Source organism: Pseudomonas taiwanensis DSM 21245 (assembly GCF_000425785.1).
In the GTDB taxonomy this organism is placed as follows: domain Bacteria; phylum Pseudomonadota; class Gammaproteobacteria; order Pseudomonadales; family Pseudomonadaceae; genus Aquipseudomonas; species Aquipseudomonas taiwanensis.
In genome coordinates this window covers 42,577-60,382 of sequence record NZ_AUEC01000034.1, presented here as the reverse complement: position 1 = coordinate 60,382, position 17,806 = coordinate 42,577, and the positions used below count along the sequence as shown (strand labels likewise).

General features: G+C 63.9%; 16 protein-coding genes and 1 pseudogene. 7 read left to right on the top strand and 10 right to left on the bottom strand.

Features of this window, described 5'->3' with window-relative positions:
• Window positions 1-165, top strand: a pseudogene (locus H620_RS27465) (IS5/IS1182 family transposase); the annotation flags it as partial.
• 239 nt (window positions 166-404) lie between these two features.
• Here H620_RS27465 and H620_RS0115795 read toward each other — a convergent pair.
• The 5 genes from H620_RS0115795 to H620_RS0115775 all read right to left on the bottom strand — a co-directional run bounded on the left by H620_RS0115795 (window position 405) and on the right by H620_RS0115775 (window position 6,567).
• Window positions 405-1,181 (bottom strand): AraC family transcriptional regulator, encoded by a 777-nt coding sequence (locus tag H620_RS0115795; protein WP_023380387.1) that lies wholly within the window; start codon window positions 1,179-1,181, stop codon window positions 405-407.
• A gap of 17 nt (window positions 1,182-1,198) precedes the next feature.
• Complete coding sequence (locus H620_RS0115790) at window positions 1,199-3,421, bottom strand: TonB-dependent siderophore receptor (protein WP_027907617.1); 2,223 nt, start codon at window positions 3,419-3,421, stop codon at window positions 1,199-1,201.
• A 183-nt stretch (window positions 3,422-3,604) separates the two neighbouring features.
• The gene (locus H620_RS0115785) at window positions 3,605-5,023 is read right to left on the bottom strand and encodes a short-chain fatty acid transporter (RefSeq protein ID WP_023380385.1); all 1,419 of its coding nucleotides are present in this window, start codon (window positions 5,021-5,023) and stop codon (window positions 3,605-3,607) included.
• Between the two features lie 153 nt (window positions 5,024-5,176).
• Window positions 5,177-5,833: a CoA transferase subunit B gene (locus H620_RS0115780; protein ID WP_023380384.1), complete on the bottom strand. Its 657-nt coding sequence runs from the start codon at window positions 5,831-5,833 to the stop codon at window positions 5,177-5,179.
• A gap of 35 nt (window positions 5,834-5,868) precedes the next feature.
• On the bottom strand, window positions 5,869-6,567 hold the full coding sequence (locus tag H620_RS0115775) for a CoA transferase subunit A (RefSeq protein ID WP_023380382.1): 699 nt from the start codon (window positions 6,565-6,567) through the stop codon (window positions 5,869-5,871).
• Window positions 6,568-6,708: 141 nt separating this feature from the next.
• Between H620_RS0115775 and H620_RS0115770 the strand changes: the two genes are divergently transcribed.
• Both H620_RS0115770 and H620_RS0115765 read left to right on the top strand, forming a co-directional pair.
• A complete protein-coding gene (locus H620_RS0115770; RefSeq protein ID WP_023380381.1) occupies window positions 6,709-7,614 on the top strand; it encodes a LysR family transcriptional regulator in 906 nt (301 codons plus the stop codon).
• Entirely contained in the window at window positions 7,602-8,423 is an 822-nt protein-coding gene (locus H620_RS0115765) for an aldo/keto reductase (protein ID WP_023380380.1), read from the top strand. The genes H620_RS0115770 and H620_RS0115765 overlap by 13 nt, the downstream gene beginning before the upstream one ends.
• A gap of 114 nt (window positions 8,424-8,537) precedes the next feature.
• Here the strand turns inward: H620_RS0115765 and H620_RS0115760 are convergent, their stop codons facing one another.
• The 4 genes from H620_RS0115760 to lexA are packed head-to-tail and all read right to left on the bottom strand — an operon-like array spanning window position 8,538 to window position 14,268.
• Window positions 8,538-11,618 carry an error-prone DNA polymerase gene (locus H620_RS0115760; protein ID WP_027907616.1) on the bottom strand — a complete coding sequence of 1,027 codons (3,081 nt, stop codon included), beginning with the start codon at window positions 11,616-11,618 and terminating at the stop codon, window positions 8,538-8,540.
• Entirely contained in the window at window positions 11,615-13,033 is a 1,419-nt protein-coding gene (locus tag H620_RS0115755) for a Y-family DNA polymerase (RefSeq protein ID WP_023380378.1), read from the bottom strand. Before H620_RS0115755 ends, H620_RS0115760 begins: the two co-directional genes overlap by 4 nt.
• A gap of 6 nt (window positions 13,034-13,039) precedes the next feature.
• Window positions 13,040-13,660 carry a translesion DNA synthesis-associated protein ImuA gene (imuA, locus tag H620_RS0115750; protein ID WP_023380377.1) on the bottom strand — a complete coding sequence of 207 codons (621 nt, stop codon included), beginning with the start codon at window positions 13,658-13,660 and terminating at the stop codon, window positions 13,040-13,042.
• Window positions 13,660-14,268 carry a transcriptional repressor LexA gene (gene lexA / locus H620_RS0115745; RefSeq protein ID WP_023380376.1) on the bottom strand — a complete coding sequence of 203 codons (609 nt, stop codon included), beginning with the start codon at window positions 14,266-14,268 and terminating at the stop codon, window positions 13,660-13,662. The genes imuA and lexA overlap by 1 nt, the downstream gene beginning before the upstream one ends.
• A 103-nt stretch (window positions 14,269-14,371) precedes the next feature.
• Between lexA and H620_RS0115740 the strand changes: the two genes are divergently transcribed.
• From H620_RS0115740 to H620_RS27455, 4 genes are all read left to right on the top strand, one after another.
• Window positions 14,372-15,031, top strand: a complete 660-nt coding sequence (locus H620_RS0115740; protein ID WP_023380375.1) for an HAD family hydrolase — start codon at window positions 14,372-14,374, stop codon at window positions 15,029-15,031.
• Between the two features lie 402 nt (window positions 15,032-15,433).
• Window positions 15,434-16,162, top strand: a complete 729-nt coding sequence (locus H620_RS0115735; protein WP_023380374.1) for a DUF899 domain-containing protein — start codon at window positions 15,434-15,436, stop codon at window positions 16,160-16,162.
• 73 nt (window positions 16,163-16,235) lie between these two features.
• Window positions 16,236-16,682: a hypothetical protein gene (locus H620_RS27460; RefSeq protein ID WP_027907614.1), complete on the top strand. Its 447-nt coding sequence runs from the start codon at window positions 16,236-16,238 to the stop codon at window positions 16,680-16,682.
• Window positions 16,672-17,211: a GGDEF domain-containing protein gene (locus H620_RS27455; RefSeq protein WP_238546549.1), complete on the top strand. Its 540-nt coding sequence runs from the start codon at window positions 16,672-16,674 to the stop codon at window positions 17,209-17,211. The genes H620_RS27460 and H620_RS27455 overlap by 11 nt, the downstream gene beginning before the upstream one ends.
• Here the strand turns inward: H620_RS27455 and ureG are convergent.
• Window positions 17,174-17,797 (bottom strand): urease accessory protein UreG, encoded by a 624-nt coding sequence (gene ureG / locus H620_RS0115720; protein WP_023380373.1) that lies wholly within the window; start codon window positions 17,795-17,797, stop codon window positions 17,174-17,176. The genes H620_RS27455 and ureG overlap by 38 nt on opposite strands.
• Window positions 17,798-17,806 lie beyond the last annotated feature (9 nt).

Here is a 17,806-nt window from a genome sequence, read left to right as displayed (position 1 = left end):
TGGGCGACGGTCTATCACCGCTTCCGGGTCTGGCGAAACCGCGGAACATTCGATCAGATGCTCAGACGATTGCACCTCAGACTCAATGAAAAAGGCTTGATCGATCCCCATACCTGGATGATCGATTCGACCGCTGTTCGAGCAACCCGTGCTTCATCTGGAGCGCAGCGGTATATGGCTACAACGATGCACCAGCTGTCAGCCATCAGGGCAGAAATCCTGCTGGGACGACAAAGGGGGACACCGGACTATCGCGCAAATAGGGCGCAAGATTTCGATGCGATTGCCTGGTACCACTGTCATCACCTCGGCAGGCCGGCTGCATTAAAATCGGTACCGACACCATGATCCGACAACGTGTCGTTTAACCAGTCAAGACCCTATCAGCCTGCTCACAACCCACTTCAAGCATCACGATAATGCCCAGGCGTCGCCGCCAGATGTTGCTTGAACACCCGTTGCAGATGCGCCTGGTCCGCAAACCCAGCCTCCACTGCCACCTCGGCGATCGCCCTGCCCTGGCGTAATTGCGCCCGGGCATGCTGAACCCGCTGATCAACCAGGTATCCATGGGGCGTAAGGCCGAAGCGTTGTCGGAATGCGCGGATCAGATAGGCCCGCGACAGCCCGGCAGCGGCACAGATATCTTCAAGGCTCAGTGGGTCGGTGCGGTGCGCACGAATGAAGGCAGCGGCCGTCTCTAGACGCGGATGGCCTGACGCGCTGACGCGCGTAGGTGCCCCAAGATAACCTGGCAGGTCTGTAAAAAACGTCGCCAGCAGCGCCTCACGCTGGGGCTCAGCGTCGTCGAACAAGCTGGCAAACACCTGCAACAGCCGGCCGTACAGCCTCGGCGACGTGCTACAGGTGTGCCCAGGCAGTTCGAACCCCAGCGTCTGCAACCACGGCAGGTCGACGAACAGCATCAGGTAAGACCATGCCTCCCCTTCGATCGGGTTGCAGGTGTGCACCACGCCAGGGTTCATCAGCACCGTGGTACCGGCGCTGACTTCGACCTGAGTGTCACCGGTCAGGTAACGGCTACGCCCGCCAGTGATCACACCGATGGAAAAGCTCTCATGGGAATGGGCGGCGTAACACACCTTGCGCCCATCCCCTACCCGCCGGGCTTCAACGAAAGGCAAGGTTGGATCCCGCCAAAACCGCGACACCTCGATCATCGAGCGCTCCTCACGCGTTACAGTTTCCAGTCAAGACTAACCATCATCGTCCTCGGTTCGCCATGATAAACCCCGTTATAGAACCCAAGGTTGTTGTAGTAGTGCTCATCGAACAGGTTTTTCACGTTCAATGACGCTGACACATGCTCATCGAACTGATAGCGCGCCATCAGCCCCACCACCGAGAAGGCCTTCTGGCTAATGGTGTCCTTGACCGTGATGATCGTGCCGTCCGCCTCTCGCCCCACCGGACGATTGGCCGCCTTAAAGTTGTCACTCTGCCAGTCCAGGTTGCCGCCCACGGTCAAGACCGGGGTTAGCTTGTAGGTGGTGGAGAAACGCACTAGGTTCAGCGGCTGCTCGGTATTCTTGCGCTGCTTGTCGCCCGTTGCGGCATGGGTGTAGCTGTAGCCCAGGCTCATTTGCCAGTCGGGCATCACCTCACCGGCAATCTCGGCTTCGAAGCCTTCGACCACCACGCCCTTGCCACCGGATTTGTAATAGATTTCACCGTCCGGCCCCGGCGGCACCGAGTCGTCCTGTTCGGCGACGTTGTCCTGCTTGCTGCGGAACACCGCCGTGCTCAGGTTGAGGCGATCGTCGTAAAGGCTGCCCTTGAGGCCCACTTCGTAGACCTTGCCGACGATGGGTTCGAGGTACTGCTTGTTGACGTCACGCACCGTCTGCGGGTTGAAAATGTCGGTGTAGCTGACATACGCCGTGTACTGCTCGGTGAGGTCGTAGAGCACGCCGGCATAGGGTGTCCACTGGTCGTTCTGGGTCTGCTTGCTCTGGGTTTCAGCGGCATTGAGCGCATCGTCATAGGTCCAGTCGCGGCTTTTGGTCTGCCAGCTGCCGTAACGGCTGCCCAGCACCACATGCAGGCGGTCGGTGGGGTTCAGGCGCGTGGCAATGTAACCGGCTTTCTGGCGGATGTAGCTGCGCGAAGCATCCAGGCCCGTGTCGATGTCGTAGAACTTTGGTATCGACCCCATGTACTTCCAGTCGGGAATGCTGGTGTAGCCATCAGGCACTGAGAGCGCAATCAGATAGGGCGAGCTGTTGCGCCGCTCGGACTCGCCATAGCCAACCATGAAGTCATGGCTGCGCCCGAACAGCTGGTACGGGCCGGCCAGGTTGAAGTCGATCGCGTCCATCTTTTCCTGGCCAGACATGTGCCTGGACCAGGCCTTCATGCCGCTGCGGTCGGCCTCGGGGAAGCCATTGCCGCCGTAGTACACCTTGCCGTCGCTGTCGGTCTGGCGATGGGTGTAAGCCGCCTTGAGCAGCCAATCGTTACCCAGGCGTTGGTCGAGGGTGGCGAACAAGGTCTGGTCTTTCAGTGGCCAGGACGACCAGGGCGCAGCCAGGTTGGTCGAACGGGGCAGATCGGCCTTGCCGCCATCGGCGCTCCAGTAAGGTACCGTGCCCCAGGACGCGCCTTGTACATGCTTGTTCTGGTAATCGTAGCCTACCGCCAGCACGGTACTGTCGGTCAGGTCTGCCTCGACGATGCCATAGGCCACCTCGCGCTGGGTGGCGTACTTGTCCATGAATGACTGGCTGTCCCGGTAGGCCAGCACCGTGCGACCGCGCAGGCGCCCTTCCCACCCCAGCGGGCCGCCGACATCCAGGTGGCTGTAGTAGTTGTCATAGCTGCCTGCACTGACACCGCTGTTGACCGCCAGCTCATGGGTCGGACGCTTGCGCACCATGGCGATGGTGCCAGACGGGTCGCCCGCGCCGGTGGTCAAGCCAGTGGCGCCGCGCACGACCTCGATATGGTCATAGATGATGGTGTCCGAATCCGACTTGAGCCCGGAGAAGGTGTTGAGCATCCCGTCGATCTGGAAGTTGTTGATGGCATATCCACGGGAGTAGTAAGTCGGCCGCTCCGAGTCGTTGCGCTGCACGGTGACGCCCGTGACGTGCGCCATGGCCTCGGACAGTGTGTCGAGCTGGAAGTCATCGAGTTGCTGACGGGTGATCACCGAGACCGATTGCGGAGTTTCCTTGATCGACAGGTTCAGCCGCGTGGCTGCGCTCATGCTGCCCGTGGTGTAAGACCCGCTGTTTTCGGTGGTGCTGCCCAGGCTTTGAGCAAGAATTTGCGTGGAGCCGAGTTCCAGCACCCCTTCCTGCGGCCTTGGTTCGTTGTCTTCTGCCAGTGTCGCAGTGCTGAGGAAGGTGGTGCAAAGACCCAGGGTCAAGGTCATGGAACGGCTGATGGGCGCGAACATCGCTGCCTTACTCCTTGTACGTCCGATGAAAATCCATGGCTGCCGTTTGGCAGCATTCACATGAAAACGAATCTCGGATAAGAATCGTTATCAATATGTCATCGAAACGTAAAGATCGCGCTGTCCGTACTGGCCTCATCGCCGGCTTGCCAGCGATGAGGCTTTCAGCAACAGCCCGTCACTTCAAGGCATCACCGGCGGCAGGTACTGCAACGTAGTCCCCAATGCCCACAGCAGCACCAGCACCAACGGTACATGCACCAGCAACTGCACGAACGAGAAGCCGATCAGGTCACGTGCCTTGAGCCCCAGCACGCCCAGTAGCGGCAGCATGTAGAACGGGTTGATCAGGTTCGGCAGCGCTTCGGCGGCGTTGTAGATCTGTACCGCCCAACCCAAGTGGTACTGCAAGTCATTGGCCACCATCATCACGTACGGCGCCTCGATGATCCACTTGCCGCCGCCTGAAGGGATGAAGAAGCCCAGCACCGCCGAATACACGCCCATCAGCAACGCATAGGTGTCATGGGTAGCGATCTGGGTGAAGAACAGCGAAATATGATGAGCCAAGGTCTGCTCATCGACCCCCTTGACCTGGGTGAGGATCGCGGCGATCGAGCCGTACAGCGGGAATTGGATGAGGACCCCGGTGGTGGTCGGCACGGCGCGGGCCACAGCGTCGAGGAAGCTGCGCGGGCGCCAGTGCAACAAGGCGCCGAGCATGATGAACAACAGGTTGTAGGTGTTCAGCCCGGAAATCGCGGTGATCGCCGGCTTGGTGGCAAACTCCTGGTACAGCCAGCCACCGGCCAGCGCCACCAGCAGCAGGATCAGGATCGGGCTGTATTCCAGCCACTCACCGGGGCGGGTGCGCTGAGGCGCGGGCGGCGCGGTGAAGCTTGGGTCGACGCCACAATCCTCGGCGCTGCGCGCACTGTTCGGGCCGGGTGCAGTGGCATAGGCGATCACCAACGAAACGATCACCAGCGCGGCCAGCATCACCCCGGACTGCCAGAGGAAGATGGTCTCAGTGAACGGAATCACACCGGTAATCGACAGGATCGACGGCGGCAGGCTGGCAGGGTTGGCCTGCAACTGCGCGGCCGAAGACGACAGGCCCAATGCCCAGACGGCGCCGAGGCCCAGGTAGGCGGCTGCGCCAGCGGCGCGGTAGTCCATCTTCAGCTCGGTACGGCGGGCCAGGGCGCGAACGAGCAGACCGCCGAACACCAACGACAGGCCCCAGTTGAGCAGCGAGGCCAACATCGAAATCAGCGCGACCCAGCACACAGCCGAGCGGCCGTTCTTGGGCAGGCGTGCCAGGCGGTCGATCAACCGCGCAGCCGGCGGCGAGCTGGCGACCACGTAGCCGCCGATGACCACGAAGGCCATTTGCATGGTGAATGGGATCAGGCTCCAGAAGCCATCGCCAAAGGCCTTGGCGGTGTCGGTCGGTTTGGCGCCCATGACCAGGGCGCCCAGGCACACCAGCATCACCGCCAGGGCAGCGAATACCCAGGAGTCGGGGAACCAGCGTTCGGCCCAGTTGGAGCAGCGCAAGGCAAAGCGGGCGGAGCGGCTGTCTTGAATTTCAGCGGCCACGGTAAACTTCCTTTTATTGGTTTTATTGGTTGCAACGGCAAATCTGCCGGAAACGCAAAAACCCTGTGAGAGCGGGTTCACTCGCGAATGCAGCAGTCAGTTGGCCAATGCATTCGCGGGCAGATCCGCTCCCACAGGGGATGGGGAATGACCTTAGAAGGTCATTTCCTTCACATCATCGGGCACGATCAGCTTGCCGGCGGTCTTCTCGATGATTTCCTCGACGCTCACCCCTGGCGCCGTCTCGCGCAGGATGAACGCACCGTTTTCAATTTCCAGATAGGCCAGGTCGGTGAGCACCTTGCGGATACAGCCCGCACCGGTCAGCGGCAAGCTGCAGCGCGGGAGCAGCTTGGACTCGCCGTCCTTGGAGGCGTGGGTCATGGTGACGATGATGTTCTCGGCTCCGGCCACTAGGTCCATGGCGCCGCCCATGCCTTTGACCAACTTGCCGGGAATCATCCACGAGGCGATGTTGCCCTCCACGTCCACCTCGAAAGCGCCCAGCACGGTGAGGTCGACATGGCCGCCACGAATCATGGCGAACGACTGGGCCGAGTCGAAGATCGAGGCACCACGACGGGCGGTGACGGTCTGCTTGCCAGCATTGATCATGTCGGCGTCGATGGTGCCTTCGGTCGGAAACTCGCCCATGCCCAGCAGGCCGTTTTCCGACTGCAGCATAACGTCCATATCGGCGGGTACGTAGTTGGCGACCAGCGTCGGAATGCCGATGCCAAGGTTGACGTAGTAACCGTCCTTCAGTTCACGGGCGACGCGTTGCGCCATCTGTTCGCGGGTCAATGCCATGGTCAGGATCTCTTTGTTGTTCTTCAGGACGGCGCTCAGGCCTTGACGGTGCGTTTTTCGATACGTTTCTCGAAAGTGCCGACGATCACGCGGTCGACATAGATGCCCGGAGTGTGGATTTCACTGGGCAGCAAGACGCCAGGCTCGACGATCTCTTCGACTTCCACCACGGTGATCCTGCCGGCAGTGGCGGCCAACGGGTTGAAGTTCTGTGCGGTGTTGCGGTACACCACGTTGCCGTAGTGGTCGGCCTTCCAGCCCTTGACGATGGCGAAGTCACCAGTGATGGACTCTTCGAGGATGAACTTGCGGCCGTTGAACTCGCGCACTTCCTTGCCGTCGGCAACTGGAGTGCCATAACCGGTGGCGGTATAGAACGCCGGGATGCCCGCACCGCCCGCACGCATTTTTTCCGCCAGGGTGCCTTGCGGGGTCAGTTCGACCTCCAGTTCACCGCTCAGAAGCTGGCGTTCGAACTCGGCGTTCTCACCGACGTAGGAGGCGATCATCTTGCGGATCTGCCGGTCTTCGAGCAGCACACCCAGGCCGAAGCCATCGACGCCGCAGTTGTTGGACACCACGGTCAGGCCTTTGACACCACGGCGCTTGATTTCGGCAATGAGGTTTTCGGGGATACCGCACAAGCCAAAGCCACCGGCCAGTACCGTCATGTTGTCGTTCAGGCCTTCGAGGGCCTGTTCATAGGTTGCTACGCGCTTGTCCAGTCCGGCCATGCTGATCCGCCTTTTGTAGTTGTTGAACCGACGAGGCTGTCGGTGAGCGTGTGGAGGCATCTTCACTGCTGGCGACTGATTTGTTAATTTTGTTTTAATCATCAATTGATAATAAATTCAAAACAAAGGCCAAGCCCTGTCATGAACGTCAAGCAACTGCGTGCCTTCGTCACCGTGGCCAAATACCAGAGCTTCGCCCAGGCCGGCGAACACCTGCATGTGTCGCAACCGGCGCTGAGCCTGACCATCAAGGCGCTGGAGGACAACCTCGGCGGCGCCCTGCTCACCCGCACCACCCGCAGCGTCAGCCTGACGGCCGAAGGTGAAGTGCTGCTGCCCATGGCCCGACGCCTGCTGGCCGACTGGGACGACACCGAGGAGATGCTGCGCCAGCGCTTCACCCTGCAGCTGGGGCGAGTGTCGGTGGCCGCCATACCCGCCTTCGCCGGCAATCTGCTACCACACTCGCTCAAGGTCTTTCGCCAGCGGTACCCCAAGGTCAACGTCACAGTGCATGATGTGATCAACGAGCAAGTGCTGGAGCTGGTGCGTCATCGTCGCGTAGAACTGGGCATCGGCTTCGAACCGGACAACAACGAAGGCCTGGACTTCCACCCTCTCTACCTGGACCGTTTCGTCGCCGTGGTGCCGGCCGATTCGCCACTGGCAGCGCAGCAACAGGCCACCTGGAACCAACTGCTGGGCGAGGACTTCATCGCCTTGCAACGCCCTTCTGCGGTTCGCCTGTTGCTCGAACACAATGTGGCGGCGCAGCACGGCAAGCTGGCGGTGGCGTTCGAGAGCCATCAGCTGTCGACCATCGGCCGAATGGTGGCCAGCGGGCTGGGCGTGAGCGCAGTGCCTGCGCTGTGCATCAACCAGATGCAGGAGCTCGGCGCACGTTGCGTGGCGCTGGTCGACCCGATCGTCGAACGACGTATCGGCGTGATCGCCTTGAGTGACCACAAACTGTCCACCGCAGCGCAGGCGCTGCTCGAGGTACTGCTTTCCCACACTCAGCCCCCGGAGGTGACATGCGTTACGTGAAACTGGCAGGCTCCAGCGTTCCGGCCATTGGCCAGGGCACCTGGTACATGGGCGAAAACCCACATCGCAAGGCTGCGGAGGTTGCGGCCCTCCAGCAAGGTATCGAACTGGGATTGACCCTGATCGACACCGCGGAAATGTATGCCGAGGGCGGCGCCGAGGAAGTGGTCGGCCAGGCTATCGCCGGGCGCCGTGACCAAGTGTTTCTGGTGAGCAAGGTCTACCCGCACAACGCCAGTCAGCGCGGCGTGCCGGCCGCGTGCGAGCGCAGCCTCAAGCGCCTGGGCACCGACTGCATCGACCTGTATCTACTGCACTGGCGCGGGCAGTACCCGCTGGAGGAAACCGTCGAGGCGTTCGAGCGGCTGCGCGAGCAAGGCAAGATCCGTCGTTGGGGGGTATCCAACTTCGATGTCGACGACCTGCGCGAACTCGACGATGCCAACTGCGCGACCAACCAGGTGCTGTACAACCCGACGCAACGCGGGATCGAGTTCGACTTGTTGCCCTGGAGCCAGAAGCGCGGCTTGCCGACCATGGCCTACTGCCCACTGGCCCAGGCGGGACAGCTGTTGCAGCACTCGGTGCTCAGCGAAATCGCCGAGCGGCACGGCGCAACCCCGGCCCAGGTAAGCCTGGCATGGGTGACGCGCAACGATGGGGTCGTTGCCATCCCCAAAGCAGTCACACCGGAGCATGTGCGCTTGAATGCTGCGGCCGGGGTGCTGAGTTTGAACAGCGAGGACCTGCGGGCGATCGACCGGGCATTTCCGGCGCCGACACGCAAGCAGCCCCTGGCGATGGTCTGAACGGCCGTTGACAGCCCTTTTCACGGGTAGAACCGCTCCTACGGTTTTTGCATTGCCCTCGAGAATCCAGGGAGACCTGCAGGCGCAGGCTTACCCGCGAAAAGGTCGCTGCAATCAGTGGAAGTCCCGGCTCCGTACATCCAGCCCTTGCAGCAACGGGGTGATATCTTCCAGGCGCCGGGCGATCAGATGCCGCACCCCATTCTCCTGCTCAAGCCGCCCACTCACCTTGAGCAACTGCGACCCTACCAATGCCCGCCGCTGCCGTTCGGCCAGGTCGCGCCAGACCACCACATTGACCATGCCGGCCTCGTCCTCAAGGGTCACGAAGGTCACGCCACTGGCCGTCTGCGGCCGTTGCCGCCCCACCACCAGCCCTGCCACGGCGATGTTGTCACCATGCTCGACGCCCGGCAGTTCGCTTGAGCTGCGGCAGCCCAGCGCCCGCAAGCGGGGTCGCAACAAGCTCAGTGGATGGGGGCCGAGGGTAGTGCCCAAGCTCTGGTAATCGGCGAACAGATCCTCCCCGACCGTGGGTGCAGGCAGCGCCACCTCGGCTTCAGGGGCCGCATGCACATCCGCGAACAACGGCAACTGCGCCTGCACCGCCGCCACCTGCCAGCGCGCCTGATGGCGGTTGCGGGCCAAGGCCCGTAGCGCACCGGCATCGGCCAGGCGGGCGCGGGCCTGACTGTTGAGGCCGGCGCGCAGGCACAGGTCCTCGACATCGCGCCAGGGCCGCCCTGCCCTCGCCTGCACCAACCGACGGGCATCGCTTTCGGCAAAGCCACGAATCTGCCGCAACCCGAGTCGAATGGCCAAGGCGTCATTGGCCATAGGCTCAAGGGTGCAATCCCAGTCACTGTGGTACACATCCACCGGTCTGACCTCGATCCCCTGGCGCCGCGCATCCTGCAACAGTTGGTCAGGGCTGTAGAAACCCATGGGCCAGCTGTTGACCAGCGCACAGGTGAAAATCGCCGGTTCATGGCACTTGAGCCAGCTGCTGGCATAACACAGCAAGGCGAAACTGGCGGCGTGGGACTCGGGGAAGCCATAGCTGCCGAAACCTTTGATCTGCTCGAAGATACGCTCGGCAAACGCCAGGTCATAGCCGTTGCGCAGCATGCCTTGCACCAGCCGTTCCCGGTGTGGCTCCAGCCCACCATGACGCTTCCAGGCGGCCATGCTGCGACGCAGTTGGTCGGCCTCGCCGGGGCTGTAGTCGGCGGCGACCATGGCCAGCTCCATGACCTGCTCCTGGAACAGCGGCACCCCCAGGGTGCGCTCGAACACTTCTTCAAGCGCCGGCGATGGATAAGTGACTGGCTCCTGCTTCAGACGCCGACGCAGATAGGGGTGCACCATGTCGCCCTGAATCGGCCCCGGACGCACGATGGCGACCTCGATCACCAGGTCGTAGAACTTGCAGGGTTTGAGCCTGGGCAACATGGCCATCTGTGCCCGTGATTCGATCTGGAACACCCCCATGGTCTCGGCGCGCCCGATCATCTCGTAGGTGGCGGCATCCTCGGCGGGGATGGTCGCCAGAGTCAGGTGCCGCCCACGATGGCGCTGCAGCAGGTCGAAACAGCGGCGCAAGGCGCTGAGCATGCCCAGAGCCAGCACATCCACCTTGAGCAGGCCGAGCATGTCCAGGTCGTCCTTGTCCCACTGGATGACCGTGCGTTCGGGCATCGCGGCGTTTTCCACGGGCACCAGTTGGTCGAGCGGCTGCTGGGAGATGACGAAGCCCCCCGGATGCTGCGACAGGTGCCGTGGAAAGCCGATCAGCTCGCCTGCCAGCACCAGGATGCGTCGCAGCGAAGGGCTGGCAGCGTCGAAACCGGCCTCTGCAAGGCGCTGGGCATCGGGGATGCGGTCGCTCCAACGGCCACAGCACTTGGCCAGGGCATCCACCTGGTCGGCCGGCAGCCCCAGCACGCGCGCCACGTCCCGTACCGCACCCGCGGCATGATAGGTGCTGACTACCGCGGTGAGCGCCGCCCGGTGCCGGCCATAACGGCGGAAAATGTACTGGATCACCTCCTCCCGGCGGTCGTGCTCGAAATCCACGTCGATATCCGGCGGCTCGTTGCGCTCACGGGACAGGAACCGCTCGAACAGCAGGCGATGCACCATGGGGTCGAGTTCGGTGATACCCAGCACGAAGCACACCACCGAGTTGGCCGCAGAGCCCCGCCCCTGGCAGAGGATGCCCTGGCTACGGGCGAAGGCGACGATGTCGTGTACGGTCAGGAAGTAGCTTTCATAGCCCAACTCGGCGATCAGCGCCAACTCCCGGGCCAGCACCGTGCGTACTTTGTCGCTTGGCCCTTGCGGCCAGCGCATGGGCAGGCCGCGCTCGCACAGTTCGCGCAGCCAGCTTGCCGGGGAGTGCCCTTCGGGCACCAATTCCCGTGGGTATTGATACTTCACTTCGCTCAGCTCGAAGCGGCAGCGTTCGGCGATGACAAGGGTCTCGGCGAGCAGGTCGTCGGGGTACAGTTCGCTCAACTGCGCCAAGCTGCGCAGATGCCGCTCGCCATTGGCGAACAGGTGACGACCGGCCTCGGCCACGTTGCAATGCTCGCGGATGGCGACCATGCAATCTTGCAGGGCACGACGGCGGCGGTTATGCATGTGCACATCGCCACAAGCCACGGCGCGAACACCCAAGCCTGCCGCCAAGGCCCGCAGGCGGACCAAACGAGCCTGGTCATCGCTGCCCCGGTGCAGGTGCACCGCCAGCCACAGGCGCTCGCCGAACAGCGCTTGCAACCATTGGCCGGAAGCCGTGTCGCCCAGGTCATCGGGCACCCACAACGCCAGCAGCCCCTGATGATGGTGTTGCAGGTCTTCGCCCAACAGTTGGTAAGCCCCCTTCCGCGCCCGCCGCCGCGCCCGCGTTATCAACGCACAGAGGTTCTGGTAACCCGTGAGGTTCTCCACCAGCAACACCAGTTTCGGCCCGTCCTGCAGACGCACCTCGCTGCCGACGATCAGCCGCAGCGGGTGGGCCTTGGCCGCCTGCCAGGCACGCACGATGCCCGCCAAGGTGCACTCGTCGGTAATCGCCAGCGCCTCATAGCCCTGCTCAAGGGCGCGCCGGAACAGCTCGTCGGCGCTCGAGGCGCCGCGCTGGAAGCTGAAGTTCGATAGGCAGTGCAGCTCGGCATAGCCGGGGGTGCTCATGCGAACCAGCCTTGCAGCCACAGCGGACCGGGCTGGGCCAGGTCGCGGTAGGCCCAGCCGCGCAAGCCTTCACGGGTTTCGATGCGATAGTAGTCACGGCGTACGTCGCCACCGTCCCACCAGCCCGATTCGATGCGCTCGGCATGCCCCAGCAGGCGGTGGCCTGCCTCGTCCAGCGCCTGGGGGGTCGGAAGCAGCCAGCCCGGGCGGCTGCCAGGCGCCACCGGCAGGCTGCCCTGCGCGCCCTGCTCTGCCCGCTGCCAGGCGCATTCGGGACGATGGTCGGCCTCGGCGCGCAGTCCCTTCACGGCCTCGTCGCCCAGGCGTGCGCGCAGGCGTTCGCGCAGCTGCTCCCAGGGTTGGGCCTGTTGCGCACGGGAGTCGAACAAGGCCTGGTGCTGGGGCACGAATGGCGGCAGGTCATCGGCAACCAGACGCAGATTGCGCACCGGCGCGGGAATGCGCAATGGTTCAAGCCGTCCGCGAGACAGCTCGAACAACATGCCGGCGTCGCGCTCGGCGGCCAGCAGGCCGACCTTGAGCACAGTGTCCGGCCCTTCGGCATGCTCCAGGTGCAGACTGAAGCGCTGTACGCCGCAATCACGGCCAGCAAGGAAGGCGGCCAGGTCGCCGAGCATGCGCCGCAACGGAAACAGCAGGGCCTGGTGCGATTCGACGTCGAAGTTGAGTTCCAGCCGCGTCTCGAAGCGGTCAGGCGGCTGGTAGAAGTCCAGCGCCAGTTTGCGCAGGCCCAGCAGTTGATCCAGATGCAACTGCACTTGGGCAGCAAAACGCTTGGCCAGGGCATCACGGGGCAATGCCAGGACCTGCCCGAGCTGACGCAGGCCCATGCGGGCAAAGGCCTCGGCGGCGTCACGGGGCAAGCCGACCCGCTCGATGGGCAGGCGTGCCAGCGCTGCGCGGGTATCTTCAGCACAGGCCACGGCCAGGCCGTCGTGGGCGTTGGCGAGCATGCGGGCCGCCACCGGGTTGCTGGCCAACACGATGCGCTGGCGCAGCCCCAGTTCACCCAGCTCCTGACGCAAGCGGGCCTCGAACGCAGGCCAGGGGCCGAACAACTGCAGGCTGGAGCCCACCTCCAACAGCAAGGCGCGGGGATAATGCAGGCTCACCTGGGCGCTGAAACGGTAGGCCCAGGCGGCCAGCAGCTGTTGCAGTTGCTCGATGTGCGCCGCATCGACCTCAACGCAGGTAAAGCCATCGGCCAGGGCCCGTGCCGCGGTCAGGGTCTGCCCGGCGCGCAGGCCCAGCGCCGCTGCAGCCGGGTTGACCGCCTGCAACACACGGCGCTGGGTCGGGCCACCGATCAACACCAACGGCGTATCGGCATCGTCCCGCTCGCGCAGGACCGAATCCAGCGCCAGCTGTGGCAGAAGAATGCAGGCCCAGAGCATGGCGCATCAGCCCCGCCCTGGACAGGCAATGGGAACCGCCGGCGGCAGGCCACCCCGACACTTGAGCACCCGCCATTGCGCCGGTCGGGTGTCGATGGCTATGCGCAACGCGGCCGGCGACGGGTTGTGCGCGGCCTGCTGGGGTCGACAGGCGAACGCCAGGGCCTGACCGGTCTCGGCGGCCACCTGCAGGCGCCGCAGGGAGCGGTCGTCGGCCCGCTGCGGCCAGCACAGCACAGCGGCGCAACTGCCGGAGCGCAGGCATTGCTCGGCGGCCCACAACGCGTCGGCTGGCTCGGCGTCGACCTGGGCCAGCCAGCGCAGGTCGACGCCGGCCGCCTGCCAAGCCGGTGCATAGGGGATGAAAGGCGGTGCCACCAGCACCACCCGCCCCCCGTCGGCGCTCAGGCGCGCCAGGGAGGGCCACAACAGTTGCAGTTCACCGCAACCGGGGCTGGCCAGCAGCAGTTCGGTCAGTGCGGCGGCGGGCCAGCCACCATCGGGCAGGCGCTGATCGAGGGCGTCGTGACCGGTAGGCTGCAACCCGAGTGGGCGTGCCCGGACCTGCCGACCGCGCCACACCTGGCGCTGGTCGAGCAGCCTGTCGAGTTCGACCACCGCGCCCATCAGTCACGCCTCAAGAGGCCACAGAACACGCCTTCGATGAAGAACTCATGCTCCGGCCCCACTTCGATCGGCGCATAGGCCGGGTTGCGCGGCACCAGCCGGTAGCCGCCAGGCTGGCGTTGCAGGCGCTTGATGGTGACTTCGCCGTCCAGGCGCGCCACCACGATTTCGCCATCGCGGGCATCGGCCTGCTGACGGATGCCCACCAGGTCGCCGTCGAAGATGCCATCGTCGACCATCGAGTCGCCGCGCACTTTCAGCAGGTAGTCCGGGGGGCGGCGGAACAGGCTGGGGTCGAGCAACAGTTGCTCGTGGATGTCCAGGTCCGGGCCTATAGGCGCGCCCGCCGCGACGCGACCCAGCACGGGCACTTCAAGGATTTCCGGGCGCCGCAGCGGCTCGGCCAGGCGAATACCCCGCGCCTGGTTTGGCGTGACGTCGATGTAGCCAGCCTGGCACAAGGCGGTGATGTGCTTGCGCGCCACGCTGCGCGAGGCGAAGCCGAAGCGTGTGGCGATATCGGCAAGGCTCGGCGGCTGGCCGTGATCGGCGATGCGTTCACGGATGAAGTCGAGGATTGCGCGGCGTTTGGGGGTCAAGTTGTCCATGGAGCACATTTGTACTCTTTTCGGAGCGCACTGAACAGCCCCCCTCGTCGCCAGGTTTGGTTATCATCCCCAGGCGTGTGTTTTTTCAATGCCTGGATGCCTGATGCTGACTGCCCTGCTGTTCGACCTCGATGGAACCCTTACCGACACCGACACCCTGCACTTGCAGGCCTTTCGCCAACTGCTGCGCGAACATGATGGCCGCGAGCTGACCCAGGCGCAGTTCGATGCCCAGGTCAGTGGCCGGGCCAATGGCGAGTTGTTTGCCGAGCTGTTTCCCAAGGCCAGTACGGTGCAGCGCCTGGCGCTGGCTGACCGCAAGGAGGCGCTGTTCCGCGAGTTGGCCCCGGCGCTTGAGCCCATGCCAGGGCTGTTGCGCCTGCTGGAGCATGCCCAGGCGCAAGGCATCGGCATGTGCGTGGTGACCAACGCCCCTAGGCTCAACGCCGAGCACATGCTCTCGGCCATGGGCCTGGGCGCGCGATTCGAGCATGTGCTGGTGGCTGAGGAATTGGCCCGACCCAAGCCAGACCCCCTGCCTTACCTCACCGGCCTGCAACGCCTTGGGGCAGAGGCCGGACAGGCACTTGCCTTCGAGGACTCGTTGCCGGGGGTGAAGGCGGCCAGCGGGGCCGGGATCTTCACCGTGGGGATTGCCACGACCCAGACGCCTGAGCGGTTGCTGGCGGCAGGTGCACAGTTAGTGGTCGCGGATTTCGCTGATTCGCGGCTGTGGGAGGTGGTCGAGCGGATGCAGGGGTGAGGGTTTGCTGGTGCATGACGCAAGCGGTGTAGCGCCTGGACGATCGAGCGCCGCCCGCGCGGCGCATCGCGAGCAAGGCTCGCTCCTACGTCTGTTGCGGACCAGGAACGTCAGTGACGGGCGCGCGCGACCGCCTGGTTTGTACGACCCCATATTGCGCCGTGCTCTAAAGCGTTCGCGCGCAAATCCCACAGGATTCATTGACCCGAAACCGACGTAGGAGCGAGCCTTGCTCGCGATGCGCCGCGCGGGCGGCGCTCGATCGCCCAGGCGCTACACCACTTCCGGCATACGCCCAAAACGCCACCGGCCAACCACCATTCGTCGCCCTCTCGATTCCCCGGTCGAATCTCACCCCTCCCACACGACCATTACTGAATCCCCAAGCGCGGAGTCAGTATCATGAGCACCCCGGAACCGAAGCACGAAGTGGTCTCACGCAGTCAATGGCTGGCCGCCCGCCAGCAACTGTGGCTGCACGAAAAAGCCCTCACCCACCAACGCGACGAACTGGCTGCCGCCCGCCGCGCCCTGCCCTGGGTCAAGGTCGAGCAGCCCTATCGCTTCCAGGGACCCGACGGCGATCTGAGCCTGGCCAACCTGTTCGCTGGCCGCAGCCAGTTGCTGCTGTATCACTTCATGTTCGCCGAAGGCTGGAGCGAAGGTTGCCCAGGCTGTTCGTTCCTCGCCGACCACTTCGACGGCGCCAACCTGCACCTGGCGCACCACGATGTCTCGCTGGTCGCCGTCTCGCGGGCGCCTTACCCCCAGTTCCAGGCATTCCGCCAGCGCATGGGCTGGCGCTTCCCGTGGTACTCCTCCCACGGCAGCACGTTCAACGAAGACTTTGGCGTCAGTGTCGCCAGCCAGGGCCAACGCCAGTACAACTACGCGCCATACACCGGCAACGAAAGCGAATTGCCCGGCCTGAGCGCGTTCTTCCGCGACCACGACGGGACGGTCTTCCACACCTACTCCACCTATGCCCGCGGCCTCGACATCCTGGTCAACACCTACAATTTCCTCGATATCGCGCCCCTGGGCCGCAACGAGGGCGGCACCATGGACTGGGTACGCCACCACGACCGTTACGAACAGGCGCCAGCAGCACCGCATTGCTGCCATCAGTAGCACTACGCCCATGGCGGGCATTCGCCAGGAAAGCAGCCATACTTGAGGCCGTCCCCCGCCTCACAGGCCCGCCATGCCCAGTATCCGTCCGCGTACCGATATGCGTACCCTTGTGCTGGGCATGGTGCTGCTGGCCTGCCTGGCCACCTTGGGCAACACCCTCTACGTGGCCAATCGGGTCCAGCACGGCACCCTGATACAGCTTTCCCTACGGGCCAACCAGGCCCACGCCAGCAAGGTAGCGTCCAGCATCGCCGAGTTTCTGCGCTCGCCCCACAGCCACCTGCGCTACAGCGCTCGAAAACTGGCCACAGGCCTGGACGATGCAGCCCTGCTGCAAAGCGAAGCGCACCGCCTGCAAGCGCAGGACAAGGACTTCAACTCGATCGTCATGGTTAACCCCGATGGCCAGGTACTGATGGCCTACCCCGACATCCGCCAGATCGCCAGCCGCCGCCAGCGCTCGCCGGAAATCCATCCGCCAGGCCTTGCTGACGTGCGATCAACTGTTGCGGGATAAATTCGGTCGTTTGCGCCAGGGAGCGCAGAGCGATGCGCTCACCGGCCTGGCCAACCGACGGGCGCTGCACCATACCCTCGACGCCCTGATGCAAGGCACACGCCCGTTCGCCGTGCTGGCGCTGGATATCGATCATTTCAAACGGGTCAACGATACCTTTGGCCATGACGCAGGCGACGAAGTGCTCAAACACCTCGCCGCTTTGCTGCGCCAGCAGTCACGCCAGCAAGACCTGCCTTGCCGGGTGGCTGGCGAGGAGTTCACCCTGCTGCTGCCCGACACCGGCCATGCCGATGCACGGCGCATCGCCGGGCGAATTCGTGAGGCGGTCGAACAAGCTGATACCGCCCATGTTGGCCGACTCACGTTGTCCATTGGCGTGGTCTGCCGGCAGACCGATAGCGATCAAGCCGAGACGCTGCTCAAGCAGGCGGACGAGCAGCTCTACAAGGCCAAGCAGAATGGCCGCAACCGTGTGGAAGTGCTGGGCTTCAGCCCCGCACACCCAACATCCCCCGCTCAACGATGAAGTCGATCACCGCCTGCAGGCCTTCGCCTTTCTTCAGGTTGCTGAAGGTCCAGGGGCGCTCGGGGCGCATACGCTGGGTATCGCGCTCCATCACCTCCAGCGAAGCGCCGACATAGGGCGCAAGGTCGGTCTTGTTGATCACCAGGAAGTCGGACTTGGTGATGCCAGGGCCTCCCTTGCGCGGAATCTTCTCGCCTTCAGCCACGTCGATCACGTAGATGGTCAGGTCGGCCAATTCAGGGCTGAAGGTGGCGCTGAGGTTGTCGCCGCCGCTTTCCACGAAGATCACTTCGAGGTTGCCGAACTTGCGCGCCAGGGCTTCCACCGCCGCGAGGTTCATCGAAGCGTCCTCACGAATGGCGGTATGGGGGCAGCCGCCGGTTTCCACGCCGACGATGCGCTCAGGTTCCAAGGCGCCGGCCTCGGTAAGGATGCGTTGGTCTTCCTTGGTATAGATGTCGTTGGTGACCACGGCGATCTGATAGTGATCGCGCATGGCCTTGCACAGGGCTTCGAGCAAGGCGGTCTTGCCCGAGCCGACCGGGCCGCCGACACCGACGCGCAGGGGTTGCTGATAGTTTTGCATGCAGGCAGT